General features: G+C 53.7%; 25 protein-coding genes. 8 read left to right on the plus strand and 17 right to left on the minus strand.

Going from position 1 to position 21,204, the window contains the following annotated elements; translation table 11 throughout:
• The gene (locus CBW46_RS11210) at positions 1-696 is read right to left on the minus strand and encodes a DsbA family protein (protein WP_243633281.1); all 696 of its coding nucleotides are present in this window, start codon (positions 694-696) and stop codon (positions 1-3) included.
• A gap of 301 nt (positions 697-997) precedes the next feature.
• Here CBW46_RS11210 and CBW46_RS11215 point away from each other — a divergent pair, with 301 nt between their 5' ends.
• Complete coding sequence (locus tag CBW46_RS11215) at positions 998-1,396, plus strand: hypothetical protein (protein WP_089200102.1); 399 nt, start codon at positions 998-1,000, stop codon at positions 1,394-1,396.
• Between the two features lie 173 nt (positions 1,397-1,569).
• On the opposite strand, the gene cidR is transcribed toward CBW46_RS11215, so the two are convergent.
• On the minus strand, positions 1,570-2,481 hold the full coding sequence (gene cidR, locus CBW46_RS11220) for a cidABC operon transcriptional activator CidR (protein WP_089200103.1): 912 nt from the start codon (positions 2,479-2,481) through the stop codon (positions 1,570-1,572).
• A 105-nt stretch (positions 2,482-2,586) separates the two neighbouring features.
• Here cidR and CBW46_RS11225 point away from each other — a divergent pair, with 105 nt between their 5' ends.
• From CBW46_RS11225 to CBW46_RS11245, 5 genes are all read left to right on the plus strand, one after another.
• The gene (locus CBW46_RS11225; RefSeq protein WP_089200104.1) at positions 2,587-2,958 is read left to right on the plus strand and encodes a CidA/LrgA family holin-like protein; all 372 of its coding nucleotides are present in this window, start codon (positions 2,587-2,589) and stop codon (positions 2,956-2,958) included.
• Positions 2,955-3,635 carry an LrgB family protein gene (locus tag CBW46_RS11230; RefSeq protein ID WP_089200105.1) on the plus strand — a complete coding sequence of 227 codons (681 nt, stop codon included), beginning with the start codon at positions 2,955-2,957 and terminating at the stop codon, positions 3,633-3,635. The genes CBW46_RS11225 and CBW46_RS11230 overlap by 4 nt, the downstream gene beginning before the upstream one ends.
• A 37-nt stretch (positions 3,636-3,672) precedes the next feature.
• A complete protein-coding gene (locus tag CBW46_RS11235; protein WP_089200106.1) occupies positions 3,673-4,572 on the plus strand; it encodes a DMT family transporter in 900 nt (299 codons plus the stop codon).
• 186 nt (positions 4,573-4,758) lie between these two features.
• Positions 4,759-5,010 carry a hypothetical protein gene (locus tag CBW46_RS11240; protein ID WP_089200107.1) on the plus strand — a complete coding sequence of 84 codons (252 nt, stop codon included), beginning with the start codon at positions 4,759-4,761 and terminating at the stop codon, positions 5,008-5,010.
• 67 nt (positions 5,011-5,077) lie between these two features.
• Complete coding sequence (locus CBW46_RS11245; RefSeq protein WP_089200108.1) at positions 5,078-5,530, plus strand: c-type cytochrome; 453 nt, start codon at positions 5,078-5,080, stop codon at positions 5,528-5,530.
• Positions 5,531-5,607: 77 nt separating this feature from the next.
• Here the strand turns inward: CBW46_RS11245 and CBW46_RS11250 are convergent, their stop codons facing one another.
• The 13 genes from CBW46_RS11250 to CBW46_RS11305 all read right to left on the minus strand — a co-directional run bounded on the left by CBW46_RS11250 (position 5,608) and on the right by CBW46_RS11305 (position 17,879).
• Positions 5,608-6,609, minus strand: coding sequence for a Bug family tripartite tricarboxylate transporter substrate binding protein (locus CBW46_RS11250; protein WP_243633267.1), 1,002 nt, complete (start codon positions 6,607-6,609; stop codon positions 5,608-5,610).
• Positions 6,610-6,643: 34 nt separating this feature from the next.
• Complete coding sequence (locus CBW46_RS11255; protein WP_243633268.1) at positions 6,644-8,149, minus strand: tripartite tricarboxylate transporter permease; 1,506 nt, start codon at positions 8,147-8,149, stop codon at positions 6,644-6,646.
• 18 nt (positions 8,150-8,167) lie between these two features.
• On the minus strand, positions 8,168-8,653 hold the full coding sequence (locus tag CBW46_RS11260; protein WP_089200109.1) for a tripartite tricarboxylate transporter TctB family protein: 486 nt from the start codon (positions 8,651-8,653) through the stop codon (positions 8,168-8,170).
• A 505-nt stretch (positions 8,654-9,158) separates the two neighbouring features.
• Positions 9,159-9,935 (minus strand): ABC transporter ATP-binding protein, encoded by a 777-nt coding sequence (locus CBW46_RS11265; protein ID WP_243633269.1) that lies wholly within the window; start codon positions 9,933-9,935, stop codon positions 9,159-9,161.
• Positions 9,883-10,911 carry an ABC transporter ATP-binding protein gene (locus tag CBW46_RS11270; protein WP_089200111.1) on the minus strand — a complete coding sequence of 343 codons (1,029 nt, stop codon included), beginning with the start codon at positions 10,909-10,911 and terminating at the stop codon, positions 9,883-9,885. Before CBW46_RS11270 ends, CBW46_RS11265 begins: the two co-directional genes overlap by 53 nt.
• A 25-nt stretch (positions 10,912-10,936) precedes the next feature.
• Positions 10,937-11,800, minus strand: a complete 864-nt coding sequence (gene nikC / locus CBW46_RS11275; RefSeq protein WP_089200112.1) for a nickel transporter permease — start codon at positions 11,798-11,800, stop codon at positions 10,937-10,939.
• The gene (gene nikB / locus CBW46_RS11280) at positions 11,797-12,741 is read right to left on the minus strand and encodes a nickel ABC transporter permease (protein ID WP_279386464.1); all 945 of its coding nucleotides are present in this window, start codon (positions 12,739-12,741) and stop codon (positions 11,797-11,799) included. The genes nikC and nikB overlap by 4 nt, the downstream gene beginning before the upstream one ends.
• Positions 12,742-12,743: 2 nt before the next feature.
• Positions 12,744-14,321 carry a nickel ABC transporter substrate-binding protein gene (nikA, locus tag CBW46_RS11285; RefSeq protein ID WP_089200113.1) on the minus strand — a complete coding sequence of 526 codons (1,578 nt, stop codon included), beginning with the start codon at positions 14,319-14,321 and terminating at the stop codon, positions 12,744-12,746.
• A 238-nt stretch (positions 14,322-14,559) separates the two neighbouring features.
• Positions 14,560-15,408 carry an ABC transporter permease gene (locus CBW46_RS11290; RefSeq protein WP_089200114.1) on the minus strand — a complete coding sequence of 283 codons (849 nt, stop codon included), beginning with the start codon at positions 15,406-15,408 and terminating at the stop codon, positions 14,560-14,562.
• Positions 15,409-15,411: 3 nt separating this feature from the next.
• Complete coding sequence (locus CBW46_RS11295) at positions 15,412-16,188, minus strand: ABC transporter ATP-binding protein (protein ID WP_089200115.1); 777 nt, start codon at positions 16,186-16,188, stop codon at positions 15,412-15,414.
• A gap of 4 nt (positions 16,189-16,192) precedes the next feature.
• Positions 16,193-16,432 (minus strand): hypothetical protein, encoded by a 240-nt coding sequence (locus CBW46_RS21780; protein WP_243633270.1) that lies wholly within the window; start codon positions 16,430-16,432, stop codon positions 16,193-16,195.
• Between the two features lie 33 nt (positions 16,433-16,465).
• Complete coding sequence (locus tag CBW46_RS11300; RefSeq protein WP_243633271.1) at positions 16,466-17,257, minus strand: ABC transporter substrate-binding protein; 792 nt, start codon at positions 17,255-17,257, stop codon at positions 16,466-16,468.
• Positions 17,258-17,384: 127 nt separating this feature from the next.
• On the minus strand, positions 17,385-17,879 hold the full coding sequence (locus CBW46_RS11305) for a DinB family protein (protein WP_089200116.1): 495 nt from the start codon (positions 17,877-17,879) through the stop codon (positions 17,385-17,387).
• A 170-nt stretch (positions 17,880-18,049) separates the two neighbouring features.
• On the opposite strand from CBW46_RS11305, the gene CBW46_RS11310 reads away from it, so the two are divergent.
• The gene (locus CBW46_RS11310; protein WP_089200117.1) at positions 18,050-18,841 is read left to right on the plus strand and encodes an SDR family NAD(P)-dependent oxidoreductase; all 792 of its coding nucleotides are present in this window, start codon (positions 18,050-18,052) and stop codon (positions 18,839-18,841) included.
• Positions 18,842-19,011: 170 nt separating this feature from the next.
• Here the strand turns inward: CBW46_RS11310 and CBW46_RS11315 are convergent, their stop codons facing one another.
• Positions 19,012-19,551 (minus strand): acyl-CoA thioesterase, encoded by a 540-nt coding sequence (locus CBW46_RS11315; protein ID WP_424446299.1) that lies wholly within the window; start codon positions 19,549-19,551, stop codon positions 19,012-19,014.
• Positions 19,552-19,724: 173 nt separating this feature from the next.
• Positions 19,725-20,318: a sulfite oxidase-like oxidoreductase gene (locus CBW46_RS11320; protein ID WP_089200118.1), complete on the minus strand. Its 594-nt coding sequence runs from the start codon at positions 20,316-20,318 to the stop codon at positions 19,725-19,727.
• A 255-nt stretch (positions 20,319-20,573) separates the two neighbouring features.
• On the opposite strand from CBW46_RS11320, the gene CBW46_RS11325 reads away from it, so the two are divergent.
• Entirely contained in the window at positions 20,574-21,146 is a 573-nt protein-coding gene (locus CBW46_RS11325) for a hypothetical protein (protein ID WP_089200119.1), read from the plus strand.
• The last annotated feature ends 58 nt before the right edge of the window (positions 21,147-21,204 follow it).

The following is a 21,204-nucleotide window of genomic DNA, read 5'->3' on the forward strand; positions in this document are numbered from 1 at the left end:
TTACTCACCCTTTCGGGCTTCTTCAATCGCAGCTTTCAGCGAATTGTAGTCGAACCCATCCAGCTTCTTGCCGTTAACGAACACCGTCGGCGTGGTGGTCACCTGATTTTGTCTGGCAAATGCATTCTGCTCGTCTACCTCACTCTGGTATTTCTTTGATAGAATATCCTGCTTCAATAGATCATAATCGATGGGCAGCGCTTCCCGGCGCGCCAAGTCCGTTAAAAACTCCGGCGTGGCCCATTGTGTGCGCTCGTCACCTTGATTTTTGTATACGGCGTCGTAATATTTCCAGAAGGCATCATTGTTCTGGTGGTAAACCGCTTGCCCAGCCAACGCTGCCGTATTGGAGTCTGGCCCTAAAATAGTAAGATTCATAAAGTGCAACGAGGCAATGCCGGTGTCGATGTACTCCTTTTTTAACTGCGGCGCCACTTGTTGGCTAAAGTATTGGCACGTTGGGCATTTGTAGTCGCCTAGCTCGACAATTTTGACAGGCGCATTCTTATTCCCCAGTACCGGAAGCTTGTCGTACGGCATCTCCGTAGGAGCTGCCTTCGGACTAAAGATAATTAGCGCAGCTATCACGGCTGCCACGAACGCCACTGTGCTCCACATCAGAATCCGGCTCGTTCTCCGCTGCTTCACCGCTTCAAGCCTGCGCTGCTCTTTGTAGCTGGCTTTGTTTGCACTCACTTGTTTCAACTTGTCCTCTCCCTTTTCTATCAAAATGAGAATAAGAATGATGTCTGCTTCGAACGCAGCAGAAAAAACGGCGCGCACGAATGCATCTTTGTTGTCAGTAAAAACAGCAACCTATCAACCATATTACACTACGAATTGTAGTGACGAGGTGCCTAAAAGTCAAGGCAAACCGCCGCTCCACGCAGGCTGTACGGCTGACGGCGAGATGGTGCGCACGTGACGTTCCGTGTCGTTTCAGGCGAACCCGGCACGGGTAAGAACTAACATTACAGTCAAACGGAGGGTGATTCGTATGACGACAGCGCTGCGGGAGCAAATCATCGAATTTTTGGCGGACGTGCGGGAGCGCGCGGAAGAGATTGAGCTGCTTAGAACACAAAAAGAAAGTATGGAGCAGCTGAGCTGTTATAATGGTCAGTTAGAGGAGCTCCGGCGGATTATGCATAAGAGCAGGCAATATTTTGGCATCGACGAGGCCGAAGTCGCAGTCGTGCACAATACGCTGCAGCAATTCGAGCTTAATTTGCAAGACCGGGCCGGAGCTGGGTATCAAGCCGTGATTAAGGCCATGGACATAGACCACGCCACGCGTAAAGCGGCGCGCGAGTACCCGGATTATCAACTGGTCGAAGTAAAGCACGTGGCGGTACACAGTCCCCGCGACGAAGAAGCATCGGTAACCAGGTCCTAACTTTATACCGATTGACAGACATCGCATCTCGTGCTAGTTAAATAACGACAGACCCAGCCCTGCGAATGGCTAAGAGCCGGAAAACATGACCGGATGCTCAGCCGATTGCGGCTGGGTCTTTGCAGTTTTGTCCACCCGTGTTGGAGCTATGTTTAGCTATACTGACCCACTGGTCAGCGCGTATCGACTGCTGCGTTATGCCTGTCCGCTAACATTCCTTTCGTAAACCGGATCCATTCCCGTGCCGCGAAGGAGAGGTAGCCGTCTTTCCGCCAAATCATCGCGAGCTGCCAAGGAATGATTGGATCCACCAAAGACAGCACACACACGCGCTCAGGATCCAACGTCGCGCATATCGTCTCGGGCAGCATCGCAACCCCCAGATTAGCCGCCACCATCTCGCTGATGAAATCCCACTGTGAGCTCTCGTATAACACCCGGGGCTTGAAGCCGGCCCGTATACACTCCGCTATAATTCTGTCATGCAAAGCGAAGTCCTCGCGAAATAAAATAAATGCATCCTCCGATAGCTCAGAGAGCGCCGCCTCCTTGCGTCCGGCCAACGGATGTGAGGGATGTACAAGCAGCTGCAAACTTTCATATACAAAAGGAAATGACTCGAACACCTGCGCATTGGCAGGAAGCAGCACTACGCCCATATCCAAGGCGCCGCTCGCTACCTGGGCTTCGATTTTTTTGGAGCCGTCCTCCACCAGCTGTATAATCAAGCCGGGGTACTGCTCTCTGAACCGGCTCATCACGCCCGGAAAAAAATTCGCTCCCGCCATGGGCGGCAAACCGATCCGGATCCGCCCCTTCCTGAAATGGGTTAAATCGTTCAGCTCCGACGTCAAATTCTCAAACGAATTCGAGATATGTTGGGCATGCTGCATTATAACATGTCCTGCGTCGGTCAGCTCCACCTTTTTGCCATGTCGGATAAAAACCTCCACCCCTAATTCGTCCTCCAGGTTTTTCACCATTTTGCTAATGGTCGGCTGCGTGATATGCAGCGCTTCTGCGGCTTTGGTAAAGCTGCCGAACCGCGCGACTTCCACCACATACTGCATATGTCTGATATCCATGTCGGCCTCCAACTATAGACGTTTGGAATTATATTTATTCTATCTATTCATTTTACCTATGACAGAATGTGTTGTACACTAATCTTTTGAAAGGAGCTATCGATAATGAAAACATGGGTTATAACAACAGTGCAGATCATCTCGTTCATTATCGTGTCGAAGCTGATGAATTTCTTGGCCGATTACTTCCATTTGCCGATTCCGGGCAGCATTCTGGGCATCATCGTGGTGTTCGCTTTGCTGCAAGCCAAAATCATCCGGCTGAGCTGGGTTGATTTCGGAGCCAAATGGCTGATTGCCGAGATGCTGCTATTTTTCATACCATCCGCTGTCGGAGTGGTTCAATATAAAAGTTTGATGTTAAGCAGCGGTCCCCGTATTCTCCTCGTAATTGCGGCGAGCTCGATCATAGTGATGGTCTGTGCCGGGTTGATCGCACAAAGGCTTGCCAAATCCAAGGAGATGAGCGCAGGATGATACTAGCGCTGAGTTGTCTGATTGGAACCATACTCATCTATTGGCTGGCCAAGCGGCTGTATCGGGTTGTTCCCCGAGTTTACTTGACGCCTCTATTGGTGACACCGATCGCCGTCATCGCGCTGATAGAATGTTTTCATATACCGTATGAAACGTACAACGCCGGCAGTCAGTGGTTAACCGAGATGATCGGTCCCGCAACTGTCGCTCTTGCAGTGCCTTTATACAAAAATTTTGCCGTGTTCAAAAAGCATGCAGCCGTTATCCTGACCAGTGTCTGCAGCGGCGCGGTGGTGGCTTTTGTCACTTCGGTGTGGTTCGCTGAACGGCTGCACCTGAGTACAGAGATTATGGAGAGTCTGGCGCCGCGGTCTGCAACAACGCCGATAGCTATGGTTATCTCGGATGGGCTTGGCGGCATTCCCAACATTACCGCAGTTTTCGTCATGATCACAGGTCTCACTGGAATGATACTCGGTCCCGTGGTCGTTAAAATGTTCAGAATCCAAGGTGACATCGCACGCGGCGTCCTGTTCGGCACAAGCGCGCATGCCGCGGGAACAGCCAAAGCTTTTGAATTCGGCGCGGTGGCCGGCACGATCTCCAGCATTGCCATGATGGTGACCGCATTCGTCACACTAGGCTTCGCGCCTTGGTTGATAAAGATTTTTTCCTAAACCTCAGCAATATATTTAATAAGGAGAGCCTGCCCATATGAGTGAATTTTCGCGTATCAGGAGCCTTGTGCTCGTTACGTTTCTCGTTCTGGTGTGGGGAATATCTTGGCCGATTTATAAAATCGCGTTGGATTATACCCCGCCAGTGCTTTTTGCCGGCATGCGTACCTTCTTTGGCGGCGCTTTGCTGGCTCTTTTGTTACTGCCCAGGAGACAACATCTGCGTTGGAAGCACAACTGGCACATCTATGTCATATCCTCCCTGTTCAACGTAATCATGTTCTATGGGCTTCAAACCGTGGGCTTAATGCTCACGCCATCCGGCCTGTTCTCGGTGATTGTCTATCTACAGCCCGTACTGGTCGGCGTATTGGCATGGGCATGGTTAAAAGAGCAGATGACCGCGGTCAAAGTGGTCGGCTTGATTATAGGATTTCTCGGTGTGGCGGTGGTTAGTGCGGGAGGCTTCACCGGTCATATTGCGTTGCTGGGTATCGTGCTCGCGATACTGACAGCGGTCGGTTGGGCGGTAGGCACCGTGTATGTCAAGAAGGTCAGCCTCCATGTCGACTCGATGTGGCTTGTCTCTGTGCAATGTTTGATCGGAGGAGCTGTGCTGAGCGCGGCTGGCTCCTTCACCGAGAATTGGTCTGATATTGTGTGGAACATTCCGTATCTGACCGGACTTATCTTTGGAATTACTCTTGGGATCTCCTTATCCTGGATCGTGTATTTCATGCTAGTCAACGCCGGCGATGCCAGCAGGGTCGCTTCATATACGTTTTTAGTCCCTGTCATATCGGTGTTAAGCGGCACATTAATCCTCGGAGAATCGTTCACGTTCAACCTGTTGGTCGGACTCATGTTCATCGGTGTCAGCATTTATTTAGTTAACCGCAAGCCGAAATTAGCCGTTGCACGCGAGACGGCTGCGTAATAAGCTGCACTGCTCGGCGCGGCGAAACGGACGCCGCATCGCGGGCACACAAAAAGGAACTCATTCCTGACAACGGACTGGGTTCCTTTTTTTGATTTCGCACCACGCATGAATTGAAGGACTGAGGGAAAACTGTCTTTGATTGGTCTCCATTTTACATTGAAGCAAACAACAGGGAGGTTCACAATGTTAAAGAAAATGAGTATAGTTGCCATCGCTTTGGTTTTATCGGCTGCACTCACAGCATGCGGCGAAGACAATGAAACACCTTCTCCTAACGCGCAAGGCGGCGCAAACCCGCCGGCAGATGCGACGGGCGGCGGTTATCTTGACGGCGCTACGAGGGGCGGCGATCCCGGCCAAGCCAATGGCGGAGGCAATGGTGGGAATGGCGGAGGCAACGGCGGCGGTAACGGCAATGGCGGAGGCTCGCAATAGCACCGTGGGGCACGTGCGAATCGCTTAAACCGGCCGGCGGTGGGAAAGGAGCTATGTGGGAGGCAACATGCTGAGGAAAATCATTTTATCAGCGATAGCTGTGCTGCTGGCGGTTACGATTTCCGCTTGCGGCCAAGAGAATGCGCCTGTGCCTGACTCCGCACGCGGCGGCAGTCCCCCGGCCGATGAGAATGCAGGCGGCGGCACCACAGATGGTGATGCTGACCATGGGAATACCGGCGGAGACGCCGCAGACGGTGCAGCACAACAGCAAGTGCAAGCATTATACAGGCAGAACTGTGCCACCTGCCATGGAGCTGAACTGCGCGGCCGCGTTAATCTCGAGCGGGTTGGCGCCCGGCTCTCTGCCGAGCAGATTGCAAGCATGATAGCTAACGGCGGACGCGGCATGCCGGCATTCGGCGGCCGGCTCACGGCAGAAGAAATCAATGCGTTGGCCTGGTTGGCAGCGCACAAGCAGCTTGGGATCGGCGCGCGCAGCGCTAGCCGTCCGCAATAGTGCCGTCCGACCGGGAGGTCAGGGAGACAAGCCAACCTCAACAGATAACGAGGCAGTCAATGTCACCCATACTTCTGTTATTTGCGAATACCCGCTTTGGCTGCAATCTCTGTGTAATATTCCGTCTCCTTTTTCAAAAAGGACTCGAAGTCGTTCGAATTTAAATAGCCCGGCTCGACCTGGATCATTTTTAATTTTTCCACGAAAGCCGGGTCTTCGACCATTTCAGACACTGCTTTATCCCATTTTTCCCGGATCGCCGGTGGTGTTCCGGCAGGCATGGAGATACCGGTCCACCATTGCACGGTTAGCCCCTTCACGCCCTGTTCATCCGCTGTCGGTACATCAGGGAAGTATGGGCTCCGTTTGTCGGACACGACAGCCAACAGCCGGATCTTGCCGGCCTTCGCAAGCGGATACAGCTCAGCTACCGTATGCACGGCCAACACTGCATGCCCCCCGGCGATCATCGGAACGGAATCGGATGCGCCTTTTGTGGCCACCATTTTGGTACGAGACAGGTCTGCACCTATCGCTTTGGTCCATTCAGCCACGGCAAATGAGGAAAAACCGGCAGGTCCGACACTGGTCCAACTGAGCTGCTCAGGGTTCGCCCTAACCCAATCGCAAAATTCGTTGAAATCCTTCCAGGGCGCATCCTCACTGACGGCGAAAGCTGCGGCATCCTCCACCACTCTGGACACCAGCAGATGCTCTTCAATTCCGACAGGCGGCTTAGCGGCACCTGCGGCAAGCATGGATGTGCTGGAGTTATTATCCGCAAGTACAGTGTACCCGTCCTTAGCGGATTGCTGCAGAACCGCTTGCGCGCCTACCGCTCCGCCGCCTCCAGGTTTATTCACGACAGAGATGGGCTGATTCCATTTTTTGCTCAAGTATTCGGCTACAGTCCGGGCCACGAGATCAACGCCCCCGCCCGGCGCAAAAGGCACCACATACTCGATTTGCCTAGTTGGATAGTTAATATCATCCGCCTGTGCGCTGTGTGAGCACCCGCTCAGCATGGCACTGAATGCCAGCAGCAGCGCGGCGGTTCCCGCGATGATCGTTTTACGCACGGCAAAATCCTCCTCTATGTGATACAGTATCGCGTCAAGCAATTTCCAGCTCTTCGCCAACCTGCTGCAGCATCTTCTCCTTTGTTTTTCTCTTCAGACGCATAGATACAAACAGCAGCAACAAAGAAGCTGCCAGCAGACCGGCAGAGATGGGTCTTGTAAAAAAAACGCTGAAGCTTTCCCCTGAAAGGGACAGCGATTGCAGAAATGATCTTTCAAGCAGCGGCCCCAGAATAAAGCCGAGAACCAACGGGAGCGCCGGCCAATGATATTTGTAAAACAGATAACCGGCTCCACCGAACAAATAAGCGACGAAAACATCCAGCAAACTGTTGCGGACCGTGTACGCCCCGATCGAGCTGAGAAGCAGGATCACCGGAGCCATAATACCGTAAGGTACTTGAGTTAACCTCGCCCATACACCCACCATTGGCAGATTTAGGATCAGCAGCATTGCGTTGCCGATAAACATGCTGGCGATGATCGTCCAGACGAAAGCCGCGTTCTGCTCGAACAACACCGGACCGGGCGTTAAGCCGTAAATCATCAAGCCGGCGAGCAAAATGGCAAGGGGGGGCGATGAGGGTATCCCCAGCGCGAGCAAGGGTATGAATCCGGCGGAGCTGGTTGCGTTGTTCGCCGCTTCAGGTCCGGCCACGCCTTCCAACGCTCCCTTGCCGAACCGCTCGGGCTGTTTGGACATTTTCTTCTCTAGATCATAGGCAAAAAATGATGAGATCGCCGCCGAGCAGCCTGGCAATAATCCGAGCACAAAGCCAACTGCACCGCCCCGGAGAAATGTTGGCAGGCACTGTATCAGCTCCTGCCTGGTCGGGTATACACTCCCGAGCGAGGCATTGGAGATGCGGGCCCGTTTTTCACTTAGTCCCTTAAACACTTCTGTGATGGCGAACAGGCCGATGATAATGCTGATCATGTCCAGTCCGCCGGTCAACGCGGTGCTGCCGTAATGAAAGCGGGCCATGCCGGATTGGTTGCCGATCCCGACCGAAGCAAGCAGGAAGCCGAATGCCCCCATAGCCAACGCCTTCGCTACCGAATTGCCCGCCAGATTAACGATCACCGTAAAGGCCAAAAACATTAGCGCAAAATATTCGGGGGGTCCAAACTTGAGCGCCTGATCCGCCAGAAACGGCGCGAACAATGCTAATCCAACCACCCCCAGCGTACCGGCTGCGAATGAAGCGACAGCGGCAATACCGAGAGCGGGCCCGCCCCGGCCCCTCTTGGTCAGAGCGTAGCCGTCAAGACAGGTTGGCACCGATGATACTTCCCCCGGTATATTGAGCAAGATCGCGGTGGTTGAGCCTCCGTACATGGCGCCATAATAAATCCCGGCCAGCATAATGATGCCTTGAGCCGGATCCAGCACTGTGGTCGCCGGCAGCAGAATGGCAATCGCAGACGTAGGACCCAGCCCGGGCAGCACGCCGACAAAGGTGCCGATCAAGACTCCCAGTGCGCACATAAGCATGTTTTGCACAGTCAGAGCCTGAAGAAAACCATCCAAAAGTAACATAGAAGCACCCCTTTCCGACTAGAAGCCAAAGATGCCATTCGGAAATGACACTTGCAGCCATTCCACAAACAGAAGCTGGATCACTGCTGTTACCATGGCAGAGTTCAAAGCGCAGGCCGGCCAGCGGTATTTCCCAAACATTTTGAACAAGAGCATGCCGCTAATGAAGGTTGAGATGACATAACCCAGTTGGGAAATAAGCACGCCATAGCATAGCAGCAGCACGAAACATCCAACTAATTGCCGGCGTTCCGCGCTGGGAGCGGAGTCCGTGGGAGGCTGCGGGCTGGCGGGCACCGCTGCCTGCTTACGGCTTCCGCGAGCTATGATCACGCCAAGAACAAGCAGCACACCGCCCATCAACGCGGGTATGGTGTGATCCCCGACCCACACCCCTTCACGCAGCGGGTACAGCCGTGACGCCTCCATGAGCGATAAAACACCGACCGCCGCCGCCAGCAACCCGCCCGCACGGTTCGCAGACATTATTCGTTTCATTTGCATGGGCGCGCCTCCTTTAAGCAGCTGGGTTCATCATGCTATCTCAGTATATGGACCGGTGCGGCACTGTGTGATTGCCCGGGCAAGCCAAAAAAGGCCCGCCTAATTGGCGGACCTCGCGCCCGCCACATGTGCGGACCTGGGCGAAACTATATCGTGCCACCCTACATTGACTGCGCCTTCAGCTACCTCCCCTTAAAGACAAAATAGATCGGAAAGCCAAAGGCGGTCACAATGCTGAGCGAAGCTGCAAGAAAACCAGCGGCAAACGGCGGTGTAATCTTCATGATGTTCACCCCATCTGAGTTGATAGGTGTTATTATATCCAAACCGAGACGTAGTTATGTCGCTGCCAACGCTGGGGACCAGATAAGCCCTGGGTTCTCAGTGCTAGCCCAGTGCAACCGACGAGGTGTGCTCGCCGTGCGCTATGCCCTACCCCCCGCGCGTATGTGCCCGTAACGGCACAGCCAGCGAGAGATACTGCCGGTAGTGAACTGACTGACGCTCACAGCTGTACTGCCTTTGCCATCGCACGGGTGTACGCATGACGGTCACGCGACAACAGCTCCCTCGACGGGAATACATCCACCACGCGACCGTGCCGAAGCACTCCAACCCGATCGCACAGAAACCGGACCGCTGCCAGGTCGTGTGAAATAAATAGATAGGATAAGCCAATGCTCTCCTTCAATTCTTTGAATAAATTTAAAATTTGCGCTTGAATCGACACATCCAGACTGGATGTCGGCTCATCGCACACCAGCAGCTGCGGCTGCAAGCTGATCGCGCGAGCGATGGCCACACGCTGTCTCTGGCCGCCGCTCAATTGATGCGGGAACCGGTCCAGCAGCTCTCGGTCCAGCCCGACCTGGTGGAGCAACGCTGCAGCCAGGTCTCGTCTATTGTGGCGCACCTCAGTGAGAAACGCCGCCACGGCATCCGGATAATTGTCCAGCGGCTCAATCACCGTTTTCCACACCGGCAGGCGGGGGTTTAAGGATGCCGTCGGATCCTGGAACACGACTTGTATATGCCGACGGGCAGCGCGCAGCGCCTTCCCTTTCAGACGGTGGAGATTTATCCCATTAAGGGTGACCTCGCCTGCATCGGGCCGTTCGAGCGCTAGAGTAATTCTCGCCAGTGTGCTTTTGCCGCTGCCGCTTTCACCCACCAGCCCGAAACATTCGCCTGCTCCAATGGTGAACGACACGTCATGCAGAACGTTGATGTCATTGATGTACGACTTGTAAATATGGTTGATCTCGAGCAACGGCTGCATCATCGTCCCTCCTTTCAATCAGCGGCAGGTGACAGGCGACCGCGTGAGCCTCCGATTTGAGCTCGGGCGTTTGATCGCAGAGCGCGAATCGGTGGGGGCATCTTGGAGCAAACGGACAGCCATGCTGCGGCAGCATGCCGGGCTCACCCGCGACAACTCCCAGACGCTCAGGCGGTTCGTCGTCAGACAGCGCGGGCCTGCTGTGCAGCAGCATTTGAGTGTACGGATGGCGCGCTGCGCTGCGCATGTGCCCGGTGGGAGCCGCCTCGATCAGCCTGCCCGCATACATAACTGCGATGTGGTGCGTACGCTTCAGCACATGAGCAAGATCGTGGGAAATTAACAAGACAGCGCAATTCGTCTGCTGCTGAAGCTCTGCGAGCAGGTCGAGCACCTGTTTGCCGGTAAGTACATCCAGTGCCGTGGTGGGCTCATCCGCGATGATGAGGGACGGCTTAAGCATCAGTGCGGACGCTAAGGCAGCGCGCTGCAGCTGTCCGCCGCTCAGCTGACACGGATAGCTTGTAAACACGCGCTCCGCAGGCAGATTAACTCGCTCGAGATAGTCGAGAGCAATCGACCTTGCCTTGGCAGATGTAAGGTGTTCATGCGCTTGTACCGTTTCCACCAGCTGCTTGCCTATTTTGCGGAAAGGGGTGAAGCTCTCCTGGTAATTTTGAAAAACATAGCCGATCTGCCTGCCGCGGACACGTCGTCTCTCCTTGTGAGACAAATGCTGTAGATTGACTCCGTTGAGAAAAATATCACCCGCCGTGATCGTGAGCCCGTTGGGCAGCAGCCCAAGTACCGCGGAGGCCGTAATGCTTTTACCACTCCCGCTTTCCCCGACAATGCCAAGCATCTCCCCGGGGCAAACCGACAAACTTACCGAATCTACCAGCTTAGGCGAGGCTCGGTGACCAGAGTCAACTGCTGTGATCGTCAATCCGGATATGTGTAACACTGGTTCCGCCTGCACGGCAACCCACCTCCTTTTCCAGTGTTCATTTGCCCTTTACATCAAGAGCATCCCGCAGCCCGTCTCCAATTAGATTGAAAGCCAATACTACAACCATAATCGCGAGGCCCGGGTAAAGCATAAGCTCTGGCGCGGTCTCAAAGTATGGTCTGCCGTCGTTCAGCATAGCACCCCATTCCGGAGCGGGCGGTTGGGCGCCGAGACCCAGATAAGACAGAGAAGAGATGGTCAAAATGACTTTTCCGACGTCGAGCGCAGCCAATACGAGGACCGGCGAAATAATTTGCGGCAGCAGGTGCCGGTACAGCAGTTTGAACGTTCCACACCCACTCACTTTTGCGGCCAGTACATATTCCTTTGCCCGCTCCGTGAGGATCACCCCTCTGACCACCCGGGCATAGCCGATCCATTTCACCAGCACAATGGCTAGCATCACATTCGGCAGGCTCGGGCCCAAGAAGCCCGCGATCGCGATGGCTAGTATAAACTCGGGCAGCGCAAGCATTCCGTCAATGCACCGCATTACCACAGCATCCACTCGTCCCCCGACATATCCGCATAACAGACCGACAGGAACGCCGACGAGCATCACCGTAATAATGGCAAGCCCCGTGATGGCCAGTGTTGATTGTCCGCCTTGAACAAGCCGTGAAAAGATACAGCGTCCCATATGATCCGTTCCAAACGGATACTCCCAGCTCGGAGCGAGCAGTCGTTCGCCCATATTCACCGTCAACGGATCATTGGGAACCATGTACGGGCCAAATATAACGATAGCGAGAATGCCTAACACCAGCAAAATGCCGAACACCGCCGTCGGCTGCCAAAAGAGGCGGCTCCGCTTGCGGCTAACTATCGAACGAGCGGCATCGAATGCCGTAGCGCTCATGCTTTAACCCCCTTTCGGATGCGAAGGCGGGGATCAATCAGATAATAGGACAGATCGACAAGCATGTTTATGGCGACAATCACCACTCCTGTGAAAAGGATATACCCTTGAATGACGGGATAATCCCGCCCAAGGATGGCATCCATCACCATGCTGCCCAAGCCTGGCCACGAAAATAGGGTCTCAACAACAATGGACCCGCCCAGCAGATAACCGATGCTCATCCCGAACATGGTGACGACCGGCAGTATAGCGGCGCGAAGAGCGTGCCGTGTCATAATCCGCCACTCCGAAATGCCCCTGGCACGGGCTGCGCGCACGTAATCCTGAGCCAGAGCTTCGAGCAATCCAACCCTCAGCAGGCGGGCGTATACGGCTGCCAACGAAAACCCTAGTGTAAAAGCCGGCAGGATTGTTTGGGCAAGAGAGCCCGTTCCCATGGACGGCAGCAGCTGCAGTTGGTAAGAAAACAAATAAATGAGAATCAAGCCTAGCCAAAAGCTCGGAATGGACGCTCCAATCCACGCGAGCAGACGGCTCAAATGATCCGGCCACCTGCCGGGGAACTTCGCGGCTGCGATGCCGACCGGCACCGTGATCAGCGCCATCACTGCAAGTGCACCTGCCGCCAGCTGTGCGGTGGTAGGCAGCCGCGACATAATCAGGTCCCACACCGGTTTGCCGCTGAGAAACGATTTGCCCAAGTCGAGGCGCATGATTCCCCACAGCCAGCGGCCATACTGCACAGCAGCCGGCTGATCGAAGCCAAGCTGCGCGCGCAATTTCGCTTCATCAGCCTCGGTTACCGCAAACTCGTCCGCTTGGAGGATCGTTTTTACCGGATCACCAGGCGCCATCTTCATTAACGTGAACGTTGCCGCCGACAGAATAAAAAGAACGCCCAACAACTGCATCACACGCTTTCCTATCACCGATACCACGCTTATTTCACATCCATCGTATGAGTAAGTATGTAGAATTCCTCTCTTCCCGGCATCCAGTTGATAACTCTCTCATTCACACCAACAATCAAATTGGGATATACCGCATAGCTGTGTGGAATCTCCTCATTGACTACGGCAACCGCCTTCTGTGTGAGCTGTATTCTTTGAGCGCTGTCGCTCGTTCGGTTAAGCTGTGTAACAATCTCAGTTAACCTTGGAATGTTGATTTTCCCATGGTTCAATGCTCCGCCGGGCAGATAAGCGCTGTTTAAGAAAAAGCCTCCGTCGCCCCTTGGGGCGCTAAGATTGCTGTACGTAGCCATGTCCCAGTCCTTGTTCTGAGCCAGGTAGGTGTCGGCGTTTTCCACGGAACGGATATTGACCGTTACTCCCGCTTTCGCCGCATCCGATTGTACCAACTGCGCAATGAGGGGAAGCTCCGGTCTCGCCTTATAAGTGATAAGCTCCAACTCTAGGGGCGCACCGTCCTTGTACATCTTGCCGCTCTCTCCGGGCTCATAGCCCGCCTCCGCCAACAGGGCTTTCGCTTTAGCCAGATCCTGCTTCTGAGCCGGCTCCTTAATGCCAAACGGCAATTTATCATTGAAAGGGCCGTTCGCCGGCGCTGCATGCCCGAGCGCTATATCTCCCGCCACACTCTCCCGATTCAGCAGCAGGTTGAGCGCGGTCCTGACCTTTAAATCCTGCATCATTGGTTTTTGCTGGTTGTACAATAAGAAATGTACCCGTAAGCCGGATACCGATTCAATCTTTAATCGCTCATTCCGCTCTATGGAGGGGATACTTTCAGCCGGGATATTATACACAATATCCGCCTCCTGTGATTGCAGTGCGATCGCGCGGACATTGGCGTCCTCGTTGAATCTTACTGTCGCGGTCTGCAGCTTGGGCTGACCCGCCCAGTAGCCATCGTACCGTTCGAGCTGCGCCTCAATATTTGGCGTGAACTGCCTCACTTTGAATGGGCCCGTGCCGACGGGCGCGCTGTTGAACGCTTCCTTGCCCACGGACTTCTCAGCTTCGGCATTGACAATAGACGCATACGGACTCACGATCTCGGATGGCAGTGCCGGATGCGGCTCCGTCGTGTGAACCGTGAACGTTTGACCGTCCGCTTCCATGGAAGCGATCTTTAGGCCGGCTGCTAAAGGTTTACTGGCAGCAATGGCCCGCTCGAAGGATGCTTTTACCGCTGCAGCGTCAACCTTGGTGCCATCGTGAAATGTAACACCGTCACGGATGGTGAACACCCACGTCTTTTCCCCTTTGGCTTCCCACTGAGAGGCGAGCCAGCCTTGCAGCCGCAGATTCTCATCAAGTTTGGTTAACGTCTCGGTTACACCTGCCCGTAGTGGAATGAAGTCGTTGTGGGGGTCGAATGTGGCCGACTTGAAATGCATCAGCAGCGTGACATGTTTATCACCATCGCCTGAGTGGACATTCTTATCACCCCCCGCGTCAGAAGCCGTAGAACCTGTGCAGCCCGCCGCAGCGCACACAAGGATTGCCGACAGCAACCACAAAGGCGCCTTGCGTCGGAGAGATCTTTTTTTCATTGTACCCTCCCTTTCCCGCTGTTTAATTGTAAAAATTACATTTATCAAAAACATATGTTACCAGCGTGAATGGGGTGTGTCAATGCTAATTGTAAGTATTACTGTCTACGACAAATAAAAAAGCACACGCCGATCGCTCAGCGTATGCTTATGCTTTTACATTGAAATTGATATGCTCTAACCGGAATGGCTGCAGAAGTTGTCGTGCAGGTCCGGATTGCGTTACTAACGGCTTGAGTTATTTCCACGGCAGAAGCTTACGTTCAAGCCACTGGAGCCCACGGTTGAACAACAGCCCCAAAAGGGACAGGATAAGCACGCCAACCATCAGCTTAGTGGTAATCATCAGATTCCCATAATGCAAAATCATAGAGCCCAAGCCCTGCTGGGCTGCGATCATTTCCGCGGCCACCAGCAGCAGCAGAGAGGTGCCGGCGGCCAGCTTCAGGCCTGCAAAAATCATCGGCAAGGCTCCCGGCAAAATCACCTTCCTGATTACTCGCAAGTGGCTCGAGCCGAACGTGACCGCCGCCTTGATCCAGATGGGATCAACGTTCTTCACACCTGAGAAGGTGTTAATGACAACCGGAAAAAATACCCCGAGCGCGATTAGCGTAAACTTCGGTGTTTCCCCGATACCGAGCCACAAAACGACTAGCGGGAGCAAAGCGATCTTCGGTATCGGGTATATGGAGTACACCACAGGGGAAAAGATAGCATCCGCCCAACGGGAAAAGCCGAGCGCCAGCCCAACCACAATGCCCGCTCCGGCACCGATGGCATAGCCTATCAAAATCCGGTACAAGCTCGTGAGCAAGTTCTGATGCAGCTCGCCGCTGATAAGCATATCCCATCCCGTCGTAAGAATGGCTGTGGGAGCCGGCAGTGATGACGAGGTGACCAGCTCCAGTCTGCAGACCACTTCCCACAGCACCAGAATGCCGACGATCCCGAGTATGGAAGCATAGCCCGGTATTTTCTGCTCAAGGAAGGCTACCCGGTTCCGGATGATATGGCGATCCCGCGCACCGTTAGCCGAAGGGTGGTTTCGTGCAGCGCTGACCGTATCTGTACATGTACCACTCATTGACTATCCCTCCTTCAGCGCTTCTTGCGCATCATGTCGAATGAGCTGCCAGATTTCATCGGCATAACGCTCAAAGGCAGCACGGTGCTGATCCTGGTCTCTGCCCGTCTTCGGCAGATCGATGTGAATCACTTGCTTAATTTGTCCCGGATGACGGGAGAGCACAATGACCCGGTCCGCGAGATAGACGGCCTCCTGAATGTTGTGGGTCACATACAGAGTGCTTAACTTGGTACGATTCCAGATGGACAACAATTCCTCCTGCATAATCGTACGGCTCTGAGCGTCCAACGCGGAGAACGGCTCGTCCATCAGGAGCAGATCGGGCTCTACCGCGAGCGCCCTGGCAATGCCCGCCCTCTGGCGCATACCTCCGGACAGCTGCTTGGGGTAAGCGGACTCGAATCCTGTCAGCCCGACCATGTCGATGAAATGCTGCCCTTTTTCCCGCTGTACCTGCTTGCTGGCACCCTGCTCCTCCAGCCCAAACACAACGTTCTCGTACACGGTGCGCCACGGGAACAATGCGATTTCCTGAAACACGATGCCAAGCTTCGGTTCCTTGCCCAAAGAATGGCCCTCGAAGTATACTTCCCCGCTGCTGGGACTTAAAAGCCCGCCCACGATATTCAACAAAGTCGACTTGCCGCAGCCACTTGGTCCGACCAAAACGACAAACTCCTGCTCTTCAATCGAAAAGTTGATGTTTTGCAGTGCGGTAACCTGTCTCTTTTTCGAGTCGACAAACTTCTTTTCTACGTTGTTCACAACAATTCGCATGATATTATTGCCCCAGCTTCTGTATGGCCTCGTCCAACAGCTCGGTATTTACGATTTCCTTGGGGCCGATGGCTTTTTCTACCAGCTTCTCTTTCGCATACCAATCAATTTGTGTCTTAATATCTCCCGCCAATAGCTTGCCGTCCCGGTCCATATACGGAAGTCCCTGCTTGACGTTTTCTTCAGGCTGGCCTGTGTACTTCGCTACGATTTTCACTACCTCGTCATAATTGGCTCCAGGCACAAGCTTGCCGTCCTTTTGCGTCAGCACAGCGTCTTAGTAGTAGCGGGTGGACTTTGCATAAGCCTGCAAAAAGCGCACCGCGACTTCCTTGTCGGCCGCCATTTTAGGTGAGAAAAAAACGCCGGAGGTCTGATACTCCATCTCGTCTCCCACTTGGGCCACCACCTTGCCATACCCTTCCTTAAGCACCGCTGTAAGGTTCGGCTCGTTCATCATGACGGCGTCGACCTGCTTGCTTTTAAGAGAATCCATCAGTCCGGGAATACTATTAAGCGGCACGAGTTGGATGTCTTTCAACGTCAAACCGTGCTTCTCCAGCATGCGGCCGACCATGTAATGATAGGTGGAGCCCGTCTGTGTGATTCCTACTTTCTTGCCTTTTAATTCTTCGATGGATGCGATAGGTGAGTCCTTGTGGACCATCAGGGCAGTGGATGAGTAGCCCTTCTGCTCTCGTCCTTTATCTGCGACAATCAGGAGCTTCTGTCCTGCAGCTACCATATTGTACAAGCTTGCCGTGATCCCTGTGGCACCGACGTCCACGTTGTTGCCTGCAGTCGCGACCGCAATAGGTTGCGCCGCCTCAAACCATTTGGCCTTGACATCGATATTTTGCTCCTTGAAAAATCCCTTTTCGATGCCAATGAATAACGGTGCGGAGCTCGCCAGCTTGAGCATCCCTATATCCAGTGCAACCGCTTCCTTTTGCGCACTGTTCGTCTCCCCGCCCGCTGCCGGAGCGGTCTCCTTGCTGCCGCAGCCTGCAAGAGCAGTACTGAGCAATAATACTGTGGTCAACGCTAACAATGATGCCCTCTTCTTCATTTACGTGTACCCTCCAGTTATTTCTAACTTGGTTCTGCAAAATGCAATACACATTCGACACGCGAATGCAAATTTCCTGCTCCAATTCGATTTAAATGGCGTGCCAGCGGAAACACGTTCAGCCCCCTTAGTGCCTCCATTGCAGCAAATGTTCATCCTTTTCCTGCAGCAGGCGGGTTATGTACAAAATTTGTCCTGTGTGATATGCATAGTGGACCGTGACGTGGTACAGCAGTTCCAGCGTTTGCCGCTGCGAAGAGGCGATGCCGGCTTCCGGAGGATATTGCACGGTCACTTCCCGCGTAAGGTCGGCCTCGGATAGTCGGGTAAGCACCGAGCGTGATTTCTCCCTGACAGCCGCCAAACGCTCCGATACCTCCCGGCGCGTAAATCCGCCTGCTGCCAGAAATTCAGCCGAACGCTCCCGCGCATAAGGGGCGCCTCCGATGCTGCTGACAATGTTGTGATACTCATTGCCGGCCAGGTGGAGGCACAAATTGCCCGCGCTGTTCATGCCCTCCCGCGGCTTCTTCCACAAATCCTCATCGGTCAGGCGGGACAAAGCCTGCTGAATTTTTTCCAATTCCTTATCCAGCAAACTCAAAGTCGTAACGGTGAACATAGCATTACCTCCAATTGGGAAATGTGATTTTTATACTGTTCAAATCATATTACAAACAGTGAATTTAGGGAAACAATAATGTAAAAATCTCCGTTTCTTTCACCGGACTAAAATAATACAATCAGAGCATGTGGTGCCAAGAAAAAATAACACTGGAGGATGAACGAGACATGGATCTGGGCTTACGCGATAAAGTGGCGATCGTGACAGGAGCCAGCGCAGGGATTGGTCTGGCGGTGACCCAAGCTTTTCTGAAAGAAGGCGCCAAAGTGGTCGGCGGCAGCCGTCACCCCGAAGGGTTAGCCGAGCTTGGCAGTGAAACGGAGGTTGTCCCTGTGGCGGTGGACTTCAGCACTGCTGAGGCGGCTTCGCAAATCGTTCACCGGGCGATCGAAGCTTTTGGCCGGGTGGATGTGTTGGTGAACAATGTCGGGATAGCTCCCGCGCGCGAGGGCTTTATCGACATCAGCGATGAAGAGTGGGATGAAGTCCTGACGACAAACTTTATGAGCATGGTTCGCACTTCGCGTGCGGTTCTCCCGCATATGGTTGAACGTAATAAAGGAGTGATCATCAACATTGCCTCCGAAAGCGGACGACAACCGGATACGATACTGGTTGATTACAGCGTATCGAAAGCAGCCATGCTCAGTCTTTCCAAGGCGCTAGCGGACGAATTCGGCCCAAGCGGGATTCGTGTCAACACAGTGTCGCCGGGACCAACACGCACTCCTCTGTGGGACATGCCGGGCGGATTTGCCGATGTGCTGTCGGAGCAGCTCGGCATGGACAAAGAGGCGGCAATTGATCATTTTGCACGCAATGTGCGAGAACTCCCTCTCGGGCGCATGGGCATGCCGGAAGAGGTCGCCGCCGTGGTGTTGTTTCTTGCGTCGGAACAGGCCGCGTTCGTTACCGGAGCGGAATACACGGTAAACGGCGGCTCGATCCGGGCCGTTTAAGCGCGTTTTGGCCTGCTCCGCTGTGCCGTAATATGGATCACGGCAGCTGTGGGGCCAGCGAGGCTGCAGATACGCTTCAGTCAACGGCGGCAAGCGCCCAGCCCCCAACATCAAACAACCTCCGACCGAAAACGGCCGGAGGTTAAAATTGTATCTGGATACATAAGACCTTATCGATCCCACGGATATTCCGTGACGAGGAAATCTGCAAATTTCTTACTCTCTTCTCTTCTGGCTTTGCGCATTTCCGCGCGACGGCCTGCCGTCTCGTAAAGCTTTCTTTCCTCTTCCGTTTCCGGAATGATTTTGGGCACCTCAACAGGGTTATTATTCTCATCGAGACCAACGAATGTTAAGAAGGACGTGGCGGCGATGTTCCGCTCCCCGGTGCGTAAATCCTCCTTGATTACTTTTACAAACACTTCCATCGACGTCCTGCCTGTCCATGTGACGAACGACTCCAACGATACACTGTCGGTTGGCCGGATCGGCAGCAGAAAATCCACGGAATCCGTGGAAGCGGTCACCGCGGTCACGCGGCACAGCTTGGAAGCCGATATCGAAGCGATATCATCAATTTGGGACATCAATTTGCCACCGAACATCGTATTATGGTTATTTACATCGGCTGGAAATACTCTAGAAACTCTTACACATCTAGTTTCGCTTACTCTTTTTTGCTCCAAACCTAACACGTCACTTTCTTGCATGAATTATGAAACATTTTCCCAAGGCGGGGCTTCATATGCTGTCGATGCCATTGCTTTGCCGCGCCCTTCACCTGACACACGCCGCAAGGCGCTCACCACGCTATAACACATAGGAAAAAACTTCATGTAGAACAAGGGACAAGGTCATCCCCCGCCCTCCCATTCATCCAAGCCTAGTCCTCGAAATCGTATCTTTGAGACCGCCACGGATCTCCATACATGTGGTAGCCGTTGCGCTCCCAAAAGCCGGGCTTATCCTTCTCCATAAATTCCAATCCGCGAAGCCACTTCGCACTTTTCCAAAAATAAAGATGGGGTACGACCATACGCACCGGATAACCATGCTCCGGAGTCAGCAGCTGACCGTTGTGTCGTACGCCGAAGAAGGAGGTTTCCGCCATGAAATCTTCCAGCGGCAAGTTCGCGGTAAACCCGTGCTCGCTGTGGAGCATAACGAACTTGGCCTCAGGCTTGAGGTTTACCCTTTTCATTACCTCACGCACCGGTATCCCTTCCCACACATTGTCCAATTTGGACCACGTTGTAACGCAGTGGATATCATTCCTGTATTCCTGCCGGGGGAGAGCCATAAATTCTTTGTGGCTGATGGTGGCCTCTTCCTCGACAAGTCCGAATACTCGAAAATCCCACTTGCTCATATCATTATAATAGGGCACACTTCCATAATGCAGCACCGGAAAACCTTCGGTTACGGTTTGCCCGGGCGGTACGCGGTCTTTGGTCCTGCTCATGCTGTCATCGGACATCTCTTTTACCTCCTATCAAGCCTTGCGCGATCATGTCCAGTCCATCCGGCCAACGGTGAAGGGCTGAGCTGTATGTGATGGCCTATCTCTATTATACCCCTACAGCGGCGCTGCCTACCATTTTTGTGTTCAGGAGGGATTGCTTTAAATGCCGGGCGTAATTGTGGTAAAATAGGATGTTGCTGTATTTTTTGAGTCAGTCATGTGACCACGTTTCAGATTACCATTAATCTTAGCATCTGGGGGCGCGCTATTATGTCAAAAAAACGACCTTGGGTATTAGGCAGTTCGATCATTATGTTTCTGGCGCTAATTGCGCTCGCCATCTTGATGCAGTCCGAGCTTTTCCTTTATGCCGCAAGTGCGCTGCCTGTGCTGATCGTAGCATGCCTGCCCGACATCCGGCAGAACCAATATGTCCGCGGGGCCAAGAGCCGCAAATCAATTCAAATGTTCAAGCAAACCCATGAAAACGAGTCGCTTCTGATCGTATCCTTCGAAGCCGGATTCGTGCGTTGGAACTGCAGCAAGCTGTACTTCCACCTGGACGATATGCAAATGAATCCAAACCGTTTTGACACGGTACAATCTCACGCGGTATCACTGCCTGTCCTTACTTATGACTTATCTGTTCATCCCCGCAAAGCAGGCTGGGTAGGCATTGATCTCGCCCAGCTGGCGCAGCGCACCGCCAATCTCTCTTACACGACGGACGAAATCACACGACTTGTCATCCACATGAGCGATCTCGAGGAAATTATACTGAACCTATCACCGGGCAGTCAAACGCCAACCGGCAGGAGCAAGAGCAAAAGCATATCCGCGTAAATCTGTTCGGCGCAAGGTCAGCGCCGCCGCTGTGGCCCATGCGGTGGGCCGCATGGCA

Source organism: Paenibacillus xerothermodurans (assembly GCF_002220865.2).
Lineage (GTDB): Bacteria > Bacillota > Bacilli > Paenibacillales > NBRC-103111 > Paenibacillus_S > Paenibacillus_S xerothermodurans.

Excerpts from the sequence above, each read along its gene's own strand:
- CBW46_RS11265 (WP_243633269.1), bottom strand. The coding sequence starts at position 9,935 with ATGATGCAGCCGTTGCTCGAGATCAACCATATTTACAAGTCGTACATC.
- CBW46_RS11245 (WP_089200108.1), top strand. The coding sequence starts at position 5,078 with ATGCTGAGGAAAATCATTTTATCAGCGATAGCTGTGCTGCTGGCGGTT.
- CBW46_RS11215 (WP_089200102.1), top strand. The coding sequence starts at position 998 with ATGACGACAGCGCTGCGGGAGCAAATCATCGAATTTTTGGCGGACGTG.
- CBW46_RS11315 (WP_424446299.1), bottom strand. The coding sequence starts at position 19,551 with ATGCAAGAAAGTGACGTGTTAGGTTTGGAGCAAAAAAGAGTAAGCGAA.
- CBW46_RS11305 (WP_089200116.1), bottom strand. The coding sequence starts at position 17,879 with ATGTTCACCGTTACGACTTTGAGTTTGCTGGATAAGGAATTGGAAAAA.
- CBW46_RS11325 (WP_089200119.1), top strand. The coding sequence starts at position 20,574 with ATGTCAAAAAAACGACCTTGGGTATTAGGCAGTTCGATCATTATGTTT.
- CBW46_RS11230 (WP_089200105.1), top strand. The coding sequence starts at position 2,955 with ATGATACTAGCGCTGAGTTGTCTGATTGGAACCATACTCATCTATTGG.
- CBW46_RS11320 (WP_089200118.1), bottom strand. The coding sequence starts at position 20,318 with ATGTCCGATGACAGCATGAGCAGGACCAAAGACCGCGTACCGCCCGGG.
- CBW46_RS11225 (WP_089200104.1), top strand. The coding sequence starts at position 2,587 with ATGAAAACATGGGTTATAACAACAGTGCAGATCATCTCGTTCATTATC.
- CBW46_RS11260 (WP_089200109.1), bottom strand. The coding sequence starts at position 8,653 with ATGCAAATGAAACGAATAATGTCTGCGAACCGTGCGGGCGGGTTGCTG.
- cidR (WP_089200103.1), bottom strand. The coding sequence starts at position 2,481 with ATGGATATCAGACATATGCAGTATGTGGTGGAAGTCGCGCGGTTCGGC.
- nikA (WP_089200113.1), bottom strand. The coding sequence starts at position 14,321 with ATGAAAAAAAGATCTCTCCGACGCAAGGCGCCTTTGTGGTTGCTGTCG.
- CBW46_RS11240 (WP_089200107.1), top strand. The coding sequence starts at position 4,759 with ATGTTAAAGAAAATGAGTATAGTTGCCATCGCTTTGGTTTTATCGGCT.
- CBW46_RS11295 (WP_089200115.1), bottom strand. The coding sequence starts at position 16,188 with ATGCGAATTGTTGTGAACAACGTAGAAAAGAAGTTTGTCGACTCGAAA.
- CBW46_RS11310 (WP_089200117.1), top strand. The coding sequence starts at position 18,050 with ATGGATCTGGGCTTACGCGATAAAGTGGCGATCGTGACAGGAGCCAGC.
- CBW46_RS11255 (WP_243633268.1), bottom strand. The coding sequence starts at position 8,149 with ATGTTACTTTTGGATGGTTTTCTTCAGGCTCTGACTGTGCAAAACATG.
- CBW46_RS11235 (WP_089200106.1), top strand. The coding sequence starts at position 3,673 with ATGAGTGAATTTTCGCGTATCAGGAGCCTTGTGCTCGTTACGTTTCTC.
- CBW46_RS11290 (WP_089200114.1), bottom strand. The coding sequence starts at position 15,408 with ATGAGTGGTACATGTACAGATACGGTCAGCGCTGCACGAAACCACCCT.
- CBW46_RS11300 (WP_243633271.1), bottom strand. The coding sequence starts at position 17,257 with ATGAAGAAGAGGGCATCATTGTTAGCGTTGACCACAGTATTATTGCTC.
- nikC (WP_089200112.1), bottom strand. The coding sequence starts at position 11,800 with ATGAGCGCTACGGCATTCGATGCCGCTCGTTCGATAGTTAGCCGCAAG.